A 14,251-nucleotide genomic window follows, 5' to 3' on the forward strand; every position below is an offset into this window, starting at 1 on the left:
GCGAAAGCCATTCAGAAATGAGTGGCTTTTTTTTATATTAATTTTTTATATATTTATGATTTGTTAACTATACTGAAAATAGAAAAATACAATAAAGACAAAGATGCTATTATAGCTGCGTAACGCGGAATTATCAGCACATAAGGATAACTGATAACAAGCCTAAGAAGCTTAATGTGCGTCATAAAGGTTGTGCATAGCAATGGAGAAATTTGACGACAAAACTCTAAAACTCATTGAAAGGTATCAAAAACATATAGATGAGACAAATAAAATCGCCGAGTATGCTGTAAATAGATTTGACATACTTGTAATATCTTTAAGCACTGCCGCTTTAGGCTTTTCAATATCATTTAAAAAAGATTTTGATGGTGTCGACGCTTGCGACCTTACATTAAAATTTGCTTGGCTGTTTTTAATATTATGTATTATATCAAATTTACTGAGCCAGGTCAGCAGCTATTACAGTTGTAAATATGAAGTGTTATTTCATAAAAATAAAATCCGGCTAAAAGAGAATAAAGAAGCAAATGGAGATCAGAAAAAAATAGATTTATTATGCTCTTTCTGCAATAGCGCAACAAATTTGCTGAACGGCATCTCATTGTTTAGCATTATCGTTGGAAAAATTCTACTGTTAATATTTTTTTGGAGATATGCCTGAAAGTTGAAGTATAAAATAAGTTTAAACCACTAAAATTTTTAATATGATTACAAATGATGACGACCGCCGTAGAGAAGAACAGAGACGGCAGCAAGAAGAAAGAGAAAGATTAGAAGAACAGCGGAGAAGACAAGGCGGCGACATAGAAAAGGGAAGCCCTACAAGAATTCGTCCGGATGATGATTAATTATTACGGGCAAGAAACATAGCCAGTAATACAAAAGACGAGAATAGTCTAATCAAGAACTTAAGTGAATGGTTTTTGGAGAAAATAGTCAGATGTAGAAAAAGTTATAGAGCCGACCAACAGCTAAAGACATGATAATGATGATTTTAATTTTAGGGAATTTATTTTAATAGCCATTCAGAAATGAGTGGCTTTTTTATTGTGACATTTCATCCTACACTAATCACATCAATCGAAAGCAATGTTTAAACACTTCATAAACTTTTAAATCTTATAGGAAATTTCTTTTTAAAGATATATTTTCGTGACTTAAAATACTGATGCAATGAATGTTGTGTTAAAGAGTATCGCTGAGCGTATAAAGTTCAACGAGATTGAAGGTGAGGCTTTTTTGAATATGCTGCACTACCGGGAACTAAAACGAAAAGAACATCTTTTAGTGGAAGGTAAAATATGCGATTTTGTAATATTTATTGTGTCGGGCTGCATACGGTACTATTATACTAAAGACGGTGAAGAACGCACAGGACAGTTCTTTTTTGAGAACGGCTGGTTTTCTGATTACCAAAGCTTCATTACAGAAACTCCTTCTCAACTTAATGTACAGGCTCTTGAAGACTGCGAAATGTATATTTTTTACAAACCTGACCTTTTAAAACTCTATGATGACTGGCCCGTATTTGAACGGTTTGGGCGCCTTATAGCAGAACAGGTAATCATGGCTATGATGCGTAAGTATGAAAACCTTACCAACCTGTCTTATGAGGAGCGATACCTAAAGCTTATAAAAGAGCGCCCGAAGGTTGTAGAACGTATTCCTTTAAAGTATATAGCATCTTACCTTAACATGAAACCCGAAAGCCTCAGCCGCATAAGATCAAGATTATCAGGAAGTAAAAAATCTTAACCTCAATCAATTTTTAAGATTTATTTTCACAATAGGTTTGCGTTGTTCAATCAATACAACGTAACAAATGAAAAAATTAATCTTAATTCTGTTATTCTTTTTATCCTTTAAGATGCTGGGACAAACCGGCACAATAAGAGGTACTGTTACAGATAAACAATCTGAAACAACAATTCCCGGCGCTACAGTGGCAATACTGGGTAAGGAAAGTATTAATGCCGTTACCGATGATAACGGTAATTTCGAGTTAAAAGATGTCCCCATAGGCAGGCAAACAGTTATCGCTTCATTTTTGGGATATGAAAATGTTGCACTACCCGAAATTGAAGTTACAACTGGTAAAGATGTTATACTGAACATCATGTTGCAGGAATCTTTTAAAGACCTGAATGAAGTTGTAATAACTTCAGAAAAGAGTAAGGCAAAAGCCATTAATACTATGGCGGCAGTATCGGTAAGGCAGTTTACTACCGAAGAGGTAACACGCTATGCCGGCGGAAGAAGTGATGTGGCAAGGCTTGCCTCTAACTTTGCAGGGGTATCTACTGCGGACGACAGCAGGAACGATATTGTTGTGCGGGGTAATGCACCAACGGGGTTGTTATGGAGGCTTGAAGGAGTACCGATACCCAGCCCTAACCACTTTTCTACGCTTGGTACAACAGGAAGCCCGGTATCGGCGCTGAACCCGAATTTATTGGCAAACTCTGATTTCATAACCTCGGCTTTCCCGGCGGAGTACGGAAACGCTATTGGTGGTGTTTTTGACCTCAACCTTAGGAAAGGCAACACACAGGACTATGAATTTATGGCAGGTATTGCAGCGTTTCCGGGTGCTGAGTTTGTAGCAGAAGGCCCGCTGCTAAGAGAGAACGGAGGCTCGTTTCTTGTTGCGGCACGTTATGGCTTTGTAGGGGTTCTTGGCCTCGCAGGTACAGATGCACAGCCCAACTACAGGGATTTGTCTTTCAACATAAATTTCGGCAAGAGTAAAATAGGTACTGTTTCCGTATTCGGAATTTACGGGCAGTCTGATATTGATTTTCTTGGAGATGAAATTGATGAAGACGATCTTTTTGCCGCAAAGGATACAGATGCTTATTTTGAATCAGGCTTTTATACAGTAGGACTTAAGCATACTATTGACATAGGTGAAAACTCTTACCTCAGGACTACTGTAGGCACGTCTTCATCTGCCGAAAATTATGAAGAAGACCGCTATTTTAATAAAGATACTCCTGAAGAAACCAAGATACGATATACTGAATCTGATAATACCGAAAGCAGAATCACGCTTTCAACAGTATTCAATTCAAAAATAAGCAAGAAATTCACTGTACGGTCGGGTATATTATTGGAGCGTTTTACTTTAGATGCCAAATTATCTGACCGGGAAGAACAGGATGATACTGATGGCGACGGCTATGCTGACCTTGTGCCTCTTTTATCTAACGACGGAAGCTACACGCTTTTACAGCCTTATGCACAAGGGCAGTTTAGGATAACAGAGAAGCTGACACTTAATGCGGGGCTGCACGGGCAATACTTTTCTGTAAACGAGCAATTTGTTGCAGAGCCGAGAGTATCCTTTAGCTATGCAATTAACCAGAAAAGCAATTTAAACATCGGTTACGGGCTACATCACCAAAATGTGGCGGCGCCATTACTTTTCCTGGAAGAAAATATAAACGGAACTTTTGTACAGACTAACCGTGACCTCGACTTAGTAAGGAGTAGCCACTATGTAATTGGCTATGACTTCAGGTTTGCAGAAAAATGGAGGGCAAAGGCAGAGGTATATTACCAGGATATAGACAAAGCGGCTGTAGAGAGAACGCCTACAAGCTACTCATCATTAACAGAAGGTGCAGACTTTGTTTTCTCCCGAGATAAAACCTCTCTTGTAAGCAAAGGCACAGGCTACAATACAGGTATAGAGCTTACTGTAGAAAAGTTTTTCAGCAAAGGTTACCATGCCCTGTTTACAACATCATTATTTGAAAGCAAATATGAAGGCAGCGATGGTATAGAACGCAACTCTCCTTTTAATAACCGCTATGTTATAAACCTGCTTGCCGGTAAAGAGTTTTTTGTTGGCAAGGCTAAAAAGAATATATTCTCTATCAATACCAAGTTTACAACTGCGGGCGGTCGTTACTATACGCCGGTAGATTTAGAGGCATCAAGAGCAGCGGGATATGAAATAAGGGACGAGCTAAATGCTTACAGCCTTCAGTATGACCCTTATTTAAGGATTGACCTTAAACTGGGAATGAAGTTTAACAGCAGCACTAAGAAAACATCACATCAGTTTTACATCGATTTCCAGAATATTACTGACAACCAGAATGTATTTACAAGAGATTACAACAGGCTGACACAAAACGTTGACCAAATAGACCAGATAGGCTTTGCACCTGATTTCGGTTACAGGTTTCAGTTCTAAAATACTAACAGGGTTACGTTCGGATTCCGGCAATATACTTTACAGTTGAGCCGGTTTCTGTATTTACACAATTGTTATATTTTTTATAATAATGCATGAGCCACTTATTACGGGTGGCTTTTTTAATTGTTCCTTGCTTATCTTTAACCCATAAACTTAAACTATGGCTTTTTATATAGCACTTGCAGTATTTGCAATAATCGGTATCTATATTTATACAAGCACAAGCCGCAGGGCTGTAAGCCCTTTTCCTGAAGAATGGAAACCGCTTTTGGCAGAAAATGTTGCTTATTACCGCAACCTTAAACCTGAGAGGCAGGCGGTATTTCGTAAAAAAGTCATGCAGTTTTTAAGCGAGGTATATATTGATGGAGTTGGTACTGAGATTACAGATCTAGATAAAATATTAATTGCCGCAAGTGCTGTGATACCTGTTTTCGGGTTTAAAGAGTGGCATTACTATAACCTAAGTGGTGTGTTGCTGTACCCAGACCATTTTAATCATGATCTTGAGTTTGCCGATACGGTTAAAGACAGGAATATCGGCGGACTTATTGGCAGTGGTCGTTTTGAAAAGCAAATGGTGCTGTCGCGAAAAGCGCTATACCACGGTTTCCGGAACATAACCGATAAAAGCAATACAGGTATTCATGAGTTTGTGCACCTTATAGACAAAATGGATGATATGACCGATGGCGTGCCCGAACATATTATGCAGCAGGAATATGTAGTGCCGTGGCTTGATCTCATCCACCGTGAAATGGAGGCGATAAATGATGACGACTCTGACATACGCAAATATGGTGCAACCAACCGTGCCGAATTTTTTGCAGTGGCATCTGAATATTTTTTTGAACGCCCGGGATTATTAAAAAGAAAGCACCCTGAATTATACAGGATGCTTACCAGTTTTTTTAAGCAAAAACCTAAGCCAATTAAATAGGCTCCTTTTGCTATTCCCACACAACTTCCTGAGAGGTATCGCTGTAAATTTCACCGTTAGATTTTTCAACTTCAATAGTAAATTTATGAGGTATATTATCAGCAGGCCTTTCATTAATATACATATACAGGTAATTTATTTCAGAAGGTTGAAGGTCTGTTAACCTTCCCTCTGCAATACCTGCAACAGTGCCGGCTCTAACATAAATCAGGTCATTAAGCTCGGTTCCTGCCGGATGTGTTTCATCAAAGTCTGCATCACTGGTAACTGAAATACGTACCAACGGATATTTAGGACCACCAGATCCTTTATCACAATCAACAGCAGCATAAGCAGCATTGTAATTTAAATTCACTTTTGCTGCCATATAATTCCTGTTAACCTGACGATAACCAAATGAAAGACTGTCATTTTCTGCTACAATTGGGTTATCTACCTTTGTTTTAATACCATCATAATCATAATATGTCAAGTTCCCGCAACAACTTATAAATCCGGCAAGGTTAAGCACAAAAAATGCAATTAAAATTTTCTTTTTCATTTTTTTAAGTTTTGGCATCATAGCAAAATGCCGTTTATTTTCATAGCATTGATAAACTAATATCGCTTCAATATTATAAAAAATAACCCAAGTATAAACAAAAAAGGTATGCTCATAATAAAGCTGTAACTTTGCATTTTTAATTCAGGTAAGATTATGGAACATAAAGCAGGCTTCGTAAATATTATTGGTAACCCCAATGTTGGCAAAAGTACCCTTATGAACGCGCTGGTAGGCGAACGCCTCAGTATTATTACAAGTAAGGCACAAACAACCCGCCACCGCATACTGGGCATTGTTAACGGAGAAGATTTTCAGGTGGTGTTAAGCGATACTCCGGGTATTATTAAGCCTGCCTACGAACTGCAAAGCAGCATGATGGACTTCGTTAAAAGTGCCTTTGAAGATGCCGATATACTTATCTATATGGTTGAGGTGGGCGAAAAAGAGCTCAAGGATGAAGCTTTTTTCAACAAGATAATCCATGCCAAAATACCGGTACTGCTTTTACTGAATAAAATTGATAAATCTACCCAGGAGCAGCTTGAAGAGCAAGTTGCACTTTGGAGGGAAAAGGTGCCAAACGCTGAAATTTACCCCATATCGGCTTTGGAGAATTTCTCCGTTCAGGAGGTTTTTAACCGCATACTGGAACTACTGCCGCAATCGCCGCCATTTTACCCGAAAGATGCCCTTACCGATAAGCCCGAGCGTTTTTTTGTAAATGAAACCATTCGCGAAAAGATATTGCTTAACTATGATAAAGAGATACCCTATGCTGTAGAGATAGAGACGGAAGAGTTTCTTGAAGATGATGATATCATCCGCATAAAAGCGGTTATCATGGTAGAGCGCGACACACAAAAGGGAATTATAATAGGGCACAAAGGTACTGCAATCAAAAAAGTGGGTATTCAGGCACGCGAAGACCTTGAAAAGTTCTTCGGCAAGCAGATACACATAGAAATGTTCGTGAAAGTAAATAAGAACTGGCGCAGCAACCCTTACCAGTTAAGGAGGTTTGGGTATAACAATAAATAACAGGCAAAAGCAAGGAGGCAAGAGGCAATAGCTTCTAAAAACTATTAACTAATGCCTAATGCCTTATAACTTATTATGATTACTTTTGCAAAAAATTAAAATAAGCTGATGAATAATATCGTAGCCATAGTAGGACGCCCAAATGTAGGTAAATCTACTTTTTTTAACCGCCTGATACAGCGCAGGGAAGCTATTGTTGACGCTGTTAGTGGTGTTACGCGCGACAGGAACTATGGAAAAAGCGAATGGAACGGAAAACAATTTTCTGTTATAGATACAGGAGGATACATAAAAGGATCTGATGATATTTTTGAAGGCGAAATACGCAGGCAGGTAGAGCTTGCCATTGATGAGGCCGATGTTATTGTTTTTGTTGTGGATGTAGAAGAGGGTATTACCCCAATGGATGAAGAAGTGGCAAAACTGCTCCGCAAGGTTACAAAACCGGTTATGCTGGCAGTAAACAAGGTAGATAATGCCATGCGCGAAAAAGATGCCATAGAGTTTTACAACCTTGGCCTTGGCGATTACTATACTTTTGCAGGCATGAGCGGCTCAGGCACCGGCGAACTGCTGGATGCGCTTGTAGAGCTGCTGCCACATGAAACAGGAGAAGATGAAGGTGATGAGCTGCCCCGTTTTGCAGTAGTGGGCCGCCCTAATGCGGGTAAATCATCATTTATTAATGCACTGATTGGCGAAGACCGTTTTGTGGTAACCGATATTGCCGGTACCACCCGCGACGCTATAGATACAACCTACAACCGTTTTGGCTTTGAGTTTAAGCTGGTAGATACTGCCGGTATCCGACGTAAGGCTAAGGTTAAGGAAGACCTTGAGTTCTACTCGGTAATGCGCTCTGTAAGGGCAATAGAGCACAGCGATATATGCATACTGGTTATAGATGCCACCCGTGGATTTGAGGGCCAGGATCAAAGCATTTTTTGGCTGGCAGAAAAAAACCGTAAAGGCGTTGTAATACTGGTAAACAAATGGGATCTGGTAGATAAAGAAACCAATACCGTTCGTGATTACGAACGTGCCATACGCGAACAGCTGCAACCGTTTAATGATGTGCCTATCCTTTTTGTATCGGCGCTTACCAAGCAGCGTTTACTAAAAGCACTTGAAACGGCAGTTGAGGTTTACGAGAACAGGAAACAACGTATAGCTACTTCCAAACTCAACGAAATAATGCTGCCTATTATAGAGCATAATCCGCCACCGGCACTAAAGGGCAAATATGTAAAAATTAAATTTTGCATGCAGTTGCCTACCCCTACCCCGCAGTTTGTATTTTTTTGCAACCTGCCACAGTATGTAAAAGAACCTTACAAGCGTTATCTTGAAAACAAGATGAGGGAAATTTTTAACCTTACAGGCGTGCCTATAGATATTTACTTCAGGCAGAAATAATAAAACGAAACCGAAGCAGTTGCTTCGGTTTTTTTAATCTTCAAGGGTTTCAACAGGTTTATCTTCATACCAATCCTTAAATGTTTTATCTGTCTTGTAATCATCAGTAAGTACCTTATAAACCATATAAATTGTGAGTGCCTGACCTGCAATACACATTGCAAAAAGAGCCGTAAAAGACAGTTCGTAATGTGCCAGTACAATATATATAATCAAAAATGCAGTTGTAAAAACAACTAATTTGTGTACATAGCTTTTCATAACTCAAAATTTTAACACTTTAAAATTACAAATCGTTAAAACTTTAATACGTTAAAAATCATACAATTAACAAATAATCAAACTTTTTAACACGAATTGCAAGAGTAAAACCCTTGCAGAAGGAATACTAAAACAGTTAATTAGCGGTTTATTAGGGTTAACCTTACTATAACCAACCAACTTAACATGTTCAGACTATTAATTACTGCATTAGTATTGCTGTGCACAACAGCCACGTTTAGCCAAAACATAACATTAAAAGGAAAAGTTACCGACCCTGACGACTTTCCGCTCGAATCGGCAACTGTTTACCTTACATCCGTTAAAGACACTACCCTTGTAGATTATACCATAACCGACAAAAATGGTAACTGGGAAATTAAAACACGCGTAAAGGAAGAACCTATCGATCTTAAAATTTCCTATATGGGCTTTGCCGATTATCGGCAGCGGCTTGAAAGCATTACTGCCGATAACGATTTTGGCACCCTTAAAATGGCTGATAAGGCCACAGAGCTTAATGAAGTAGTAGTTGAGGGAGAAATACCTCCTATCCGTGTAAAAAGTGATACATTGGAGTTTAATGCAGCTTCTTTTAAAGTGCGCCCTGATGCCAATGTAGAAGCCCTGCTAAAGCAACTGCCGGGCGTAGAGGTAAGTTCTGACGGAAAAATAACCGTTAATGGTAAAGAGGTGAACCAGGTTTTGGTTAACGGTAAGCCTTTTTTTGATGAAAACGGAAAAATTGCCCTGCAAAACCTGCCTGCCGAAATTATAGATAAAATACAGGTTAGCGACACCAAGACCAAGCAGGAAGAGCTTTCGGGGGAAAACGCAAGCGGCGATAACGCGAGTATAAACCTTACCATACAGGAAGATAAGAACAAAGGGCTCTTTGGCAGGCTTATGGGCGGCTACGGTACCGATGAGCGATATGAAAGCAGCGGTATGATAAATTATTTTAAAGATAAGCGCAAAATAAGCATACTCGCTTCCAGTAATAACATCAATTCCACAGGTTTTTCTATGGACGAGATATTCGACAGTATGGGTGGCGGGCGCAATTACTCTATTTATACAACATCTGACGGGGCTTTTAATATTAACGGCATGCAGTTTGGCGGCGGCAGTGGTGTAACCCGGTCTAACCTGATTGGTATCAACTACTCTGATGAATGGCTAAAAGACTCTGAAAACAGTGCAAGCTATTTTTACACACAAGCTGATACCGAAAACGAGAACCGCACACGCCAAACCACTTTCCTTACAGAAAATGAAACAGGCGGAGCCGCAACACCAGGCGAAAGAAGCATCACGTCTGAGTCTACGTCAAAATCGTATACAGATAAATATGCCCATAACTTTAATACGCGATTTGAGTTTAAGATAGACTCTACCGCGACAATATTTTTTGATCCTCAATTCAGCAGGGCAAAAAGCAAATACCGTAATACCGACAGCCAGACTACCGTGAACCAGGATAATGAACTTTTAAACGAAAGCTCGGGCACCACATATAATGAAAGTGATAATGATGCTTATGAAGGCTCAATATGGTTTAATAAAAACTTCAGCAGCAAAAAAGGGCGCTATGTGAGCGGTTATATAAATACCAGTAACCGTAAAGATGACAGTTCTAACTTTCTGCAATCGCTCACTACCTTTTACAATGGTGAAGATATTGATGGCGACGGGGTTCCCGATATTACAGAAGATAACCGAAATCAGCTAAGGCGTAATATTCAGACAGAAGACAATTATTACTTCCAGCTTGAATATACAGAGCCGGTTACAGATTCCATTAAAATATCCGTTTCAGGAGATTACAGGATAAGAGGCTCTGTAGAAAACCGTGATGGCTTTGATTTTGATGAGGCAACAGGAGGATATACTGATTTTAACAGCCTGCTTACCAACTACCTGCGCTCTGACCTGAACGACTTTTCGCCAAAAGTAGGGATGCAGCTTAATAAAAGTAAGCTGAACATTAGCTTTGATGCCGGTGTGCGCATTGCCGATTTCAATAACTTTGGCTCTTACATGGGTACGGATTATGAAGTGAATAAAGATTACCTGTTACCAGCAGCTAATTTTAACTTCCGGTACAGGTTCACTAAATCACAGTCTACCTATTTTTATTATAACTACAGCGTAGATTTCCCGAACGCAAGCCAGATACTGCCTATTGAAGACCTCAGTAACCCGCTTATAACGCAAACAGGCAATCCTGATATAGATTTGAATAAAGGGCATTATTTTTATGCCAACTTCCGGGATTATGATTATTCTACCCGCTCAGGCTATAACTTTTACGGAGGCGGTAATTTTTATGACAGCAGGGTAGTGAGCAACACCTTTATTGATGAGAGCGCCAAGAGGGTTACAACCTACACGAATGTTGCCGGTACATTTAATACGTGGTTTGGGGGGTACTATAATAAATCTATAAAGAAAGAAGCGCATACCTTCAGGTACAGTGCGGGCATAAACGGTAATATCAACCGTTGGAAAGGGTTTACAAACGGCGGGCTTTATGCTGCAAACCAGTACAGCTTTAACCCGCAGGGCAGCTTTACATATGAGTATGGCGAATTACTTGTGATTAACCCGTCTTATGAGTTTTCTTATGATGAAACACATTATACTAACTATGCTACAGATGTGGCCTATAATGCTACGCACAGGCTTATGCTGCAAACAACATCATACTGGCCCAAGCATTTTGTTTTTGGTAACGATTTCAGCTATAACTACAACTCTAACCTGGGTTCGGGCTTCCGCAGGGATTTCTATCTCTGGAATATGAGCCTCGGTTATAACTTTATGAATGATAACCTGCTGTTTAAGGTTAAAGTATATGACCTTTTAAACCAAAACACAGGAACATCTAGAACTGTAACGGCAACCTCAATTTACGACCAGCAAAATGTCGTATTGCAACGTTATGCCATGTTTTCGCTTACCTTTAAGTTTGATAAATTCGGCACTAAGAAAAAAGATGATAATGATGGCGGCTCCCGCTTCTGGTGGTTTTAATATTGTATAACCAAAACAGCAAGGCTATGGCTAAAAACCTGCTGCTGCTATTCCTTATTTTGCCTGTTCTCTGTGCGGCACAAACCATCACCCTGAAAGGCAAGGTAACCGACCCTGACGATATTCCGCTGGAGTCGGCAACGGTTTACCTTATCACAGTGGCAGACAGTACCGTTATAGATTACACACTATCTGACAGCGAAGGCAAGTGGGAAATAAAAACACGTGAAAAAGATGCCGCAACAGATTTGCGTATCTCTTTTATAAGCTTTAACGACCACAAAGAGCGCCTTGAGCAGCTTAAGGGCGATAAAGATTTCGGCACTGTTAAGCTCAAGGAAATGCCGACAGAGCTTAATGAAGTAATTGTAGAAAGAGATGTGCCGCCAATACGGGTTAAAAAAGATACACTTGAGTTCAACGCTTCCTCTTTTAAAGTACGTCCCGACGCCAATGTTGAAGCCTTGCTTAAAAAACTGCCGGGGGTAGAAATAGATGCAAACGGCAATATAACCATCAACGGAAAATCGGTAAGCAAGATACTTGTAAACGGAAAGCCTTTTTTTGACGAGAACGGGCAGATTGCGCTACAAAACCTGCCTGCGGATATTATTGATAAAGTACAGGTAACAGACACCAAAACCGCGAAAGAAGAACTTACCAAACAGGATGCTTCAGGACAGCTATCTACAATAAACCTTACCATAAAAAAAGGCAAGAACAAAGGGACTTTTGGCAAAGCCACAGCCGGATACGGTACTAATGAGCGCTATGAGGGCAGTGTGATGGCTAACTTTTTCAGGGATGAAACTAAGATAAGCCTTGTTGGCTCCAGCAATAACATTAACTCCTTGGGGCTTGATTTTGGCGGCGGGATAGGCAGCACCAGGATGTCTTACAGAATGGGCGGTATGGGAATGGGAATGATGCAATATACAGGTGCGTCGGGCATTACACAATCCGGCACAACCGGCATTAATTACTCTGATGAACTGATAAAAGGGTTTGACTCTACTGTCAGCTATTTTTACAATACCTCCGATTCTGAAAACGAAAACCGTACTAACCAGGTAACTTTTATTACCCCCGGCCCGGGCGAGAATGCAGATACCGAAAGAAGTATTACAACTAATTCAGAATCAATAAGCAACAGCGAAAGGCAATCGCACAATGTTAATTCACGTTTCAGAATAGAGATAGACTCTACCTCATCAGTGCACTTTGACCCAAGGTTTTCTTCATCACAAACAAAAACACGGGCCAGGTCTTCGCAAACTGCCGTTGACCAGGATGGGGAGCTGCTGAATGAAAGCGCCGGATCTACGTTTAACGACAGTAACAGTAATGACTTTAACGGCTCATTAGTTTATAATAAAGTTATAAACAAACGTAAAAGTTTTATCGCTGTAAGTATGCAGGGCAACAGGAACATTAACAAGAGTGCTGAGTTTAACCGGTCGCAAACCGCATTTTATAACCAAGATGCTGACGGAGACGGTGAACCCGACATAGTAACCGATAACCGGAACCAGGTGCAGTATAACCGGCAGGAACGCGGCAATTATGCTATAGAAACCGAATATAGCGAGTATGTTACCGATTCACTGCAATTGAATACCTCACTTCAGTACAACCACCAAAGCAATGTGGCAGACCGTGACGGCTTTAATTTTGATGAGGCATCAGGAGGTTTTACCAACCGTAACGACTCTATAAGCAATTACCAGTATTCCGAAAACAATGCTTTTACACCAAAGCTGGGGCTTACATGGAAGCGGAAGAAGTTCAGGGTAAACCTCTCCGGAGGACCAGCTTTTACCAGGCTATATAATGAAGGTGGCTATATGGGCCTTAATTATAACATCACTAAAAATTATATTGTTCCTGATTTACAGGGCAGCATGTTTTATAATATTACCAAAAGTAAAACCGTTTCGTTTAACTACAACTATAATGTAAACCTGCCCGATGCAAGGCAGCTCTTACCCATACAGGATCTTAGCAATCCACTTTCTACGCAGGTGGGTAACCCTGATTTAAATCCTTCCGCCAATCATGGCATTGCGCTAAACCTTCAGTCTTATGATATGGCTGACCGCAGGGGCTTGTACTTAATGGGGAGTTTTAATTATACCGAAAACAGCATTGTAAGTAATACCGTAATAGATGATAGCGGTAAAAGCACCACAAGCTATACCAACATATCAGGGAATTATTCGACACGAATTTCAGCGAATTGGAACAAGTCTTATAAGCGCGAAGCAAGTTCTATTATGGTTGGTTTAGGCATTAGCACAGGCCTGAACCACAACAGGGGCTTTACCAACGGCAGCCTATATGAAGCCGACCAGCTTAGTTTGGTGCCGAGGCTTAGCATAAATTGGGATTATGGCGAACTTTTTAGTGTTTCAACGTGGTATAACTATAACTACAACAGCACCAATTACACCAATTATACTATAGACCGTACTTCTTTCGGCAGCCATTCTTTAAATGTGAACACCACCACTTACTGGCCTAAAAATTTTGTATTCGCAAACGATTTTAATTTTACTTATAACCCGCGTCTTGGCGCAGGTTTCAGGAAAAGCTCTTACTTATGGAATATGAGCCTGGGCTATAACATAATTGAAAACAAGCTGATGATGCGCGTAAGGGTTTACGACCTGCTAAAGCAGAATGTAGGCACGCAACGCACTGTAAGTGCCACATCTATAACCGACCAGCAGAATACGGTTTTAGGGCGCTATGCCATGTTTAGCCTTACGTATAGCTTTAACCACTTCGTTAAAAACAGCAATAAATAAAA

General features: G+C 40.1%; 11 protein-coding genes. 9 read left to right on the forward strand and 2 right to left on the reverse strand.

The window, feature by feature from the left end; translation table 11 throughout:
- The first annotated feature begins 202 nt into the window (after positions 1-202).
- From KJK34_RS08150 to KJK34_RS08170, 5 genes are all read left to right on the forward strand, one after another.
- On the forward strand, positions 203-664 hold the full coding sequence (locus KJK34_RS08150; RefSeq protein WP_223053371.1) for a hypothetical protein: 462 nt from the start codon (positions 203-205) through the stop codon (positions 662-664).
- A gap of 43 nt (positions 665-707) precedes the next feature.
- A complete protein-coding gene (locus tag KJK34_RS08155; RefSeq protein WP_223053372.1) occupies positions 708-851 on the forward strand; it encodes a hypothetical protein in 144 nt (47 codons plus the stop codon).
- 325 nt (positions 852-1,176) lie between these two features.
- Entirely contained in the window at positions 1,177-1,758 is a 582-nt protein-coding gene (locus KJK34_RS08160) for a Crp/Fnr family transcriptional regulator (RefSeq protein ID WP_223053373.1), read from the forward strand.
- A 67-nt stretch (positions 1,759-1,825) separates the two neighbouring features.
- Positions 1,826-4,204 (forward strand): TonB-dependent receptor, encoded by a 2,379-nt coding sequence (locus KJK34_RS08165; RefSeq protein WP_223053374.1) that lies wholly within the window; start codon positions 1,826-1,828, stop codon positions 4,202-4,204.
- A 163-nt stretch (positions 4,205-4,367) separates the two neighbouring features.
- The gene (locus KJK34_RS08170) at positions 4,368-5,147 is read left to right on the forward strand and encodes a M90 family metallopeptidase (RefSeq protein ID WP_223053375.1); all 780 of its coding nucleotides are present in this window, start codon (positions 4,368-4,370) and stop codon (positions 5,145-5,147) included.
- A 10-nt stretch (positions 5,148-5,157) separates the two neighbouring features.
- Here the strand turns inward: KJK34_RS08170 and KJK34_RS08175 are convergent, their stop codons facing one another.
- Entirely contained in the window at positions 5,158-5,688 is a 531-nt protein-coding gene (locus KJK34_RS08175; RefSeq protein WP_223053376.1) for a hypothetical protein, read from the reverse strand.
- Between the two features lie 156 nt (positions 5,689-5,844).
- Here KJK34_RS08175 and era point away from each other — a divergent pair, with 156 nt between their 5' ends.
- Both era and der read left to right on the forward strand, forming a co-directional pair.
- Entirely contained in the window at positions 5,845-6,729 is an 885-nt protein-coding gene (era, locus tag KJK34_RS08180; protein ID WP_223053377.1) for a GTPase Era, read from the forward strand.
- A gap of 108 nt (positions 6,730-6,837) precedes the next feature.
- Complete coding sequence (der, locus tag KJK34_RS08185; protein ID WP_223053378.1) at positions 6,838-8,145, forward strand: ribosome biogenesis GTPase Der; 1,308 nt, start codon at positions 6,838-6,840, stop codon at positions 8,143-8,145.
- A gap of 33 nt (positions 8,146-8,178) precedes the next feature.
- Here the strand turns inward: der and KJK34_RS08190 are convergent, their stop codons facing one another.
- Positions 8,179-8,406 (reverse strand): hypothetical protein, encoded by a 228-nt coding sequence (locus KJK34_RS08190; protein ID WP_223053379.1) that lies wholly within the window; start codon positions 8,404-8,406, stop codon positions 8,179-8,181.
- A gap of 186 nt (positions 8,407-8,592) precedes the next feature.
- On the opposite strand from KJK34_RS08190, the gene KJK34_RS08195 reads away from it, so the two are divergent.
- Complete coding sequence (locus KJK34_RS08195) at positions 8,593-11,442, forward strand: outer membrane beta-barrel protein (protein ID WP_223053380.1); 2,850 nt, start codon at positions 8,593-8,595, stop codon at positions 11,440-11,442.
- Between the two features lie 26 nt (positions 11,443-11,468).
- On the forward strand, positions 11,469-14,249 hold the full coding sequence (locus tag KJK34_RS08200; protein ID WP_223053381.1) for an outer membrane beta-barrel protein: 2,781 nt from the start codon (positions 11,469-11,471) through the stop codon (positions 14,247-14,249).
- The last annotated feature ends 2 nt before the right edge of the window (positions 14,250-14,251 follow it).

The organism is Flavobacterium coralii (assembly GCF_019891545.1).
In the GTDB taxonomy this organism is placed as follows: domain Bacteria; phylum Bacteroidota; class Bacteroidia; order Flavobacteriales; family Flavobacteriaceae; genus Flavobacterium; species Flavobacterium coralii.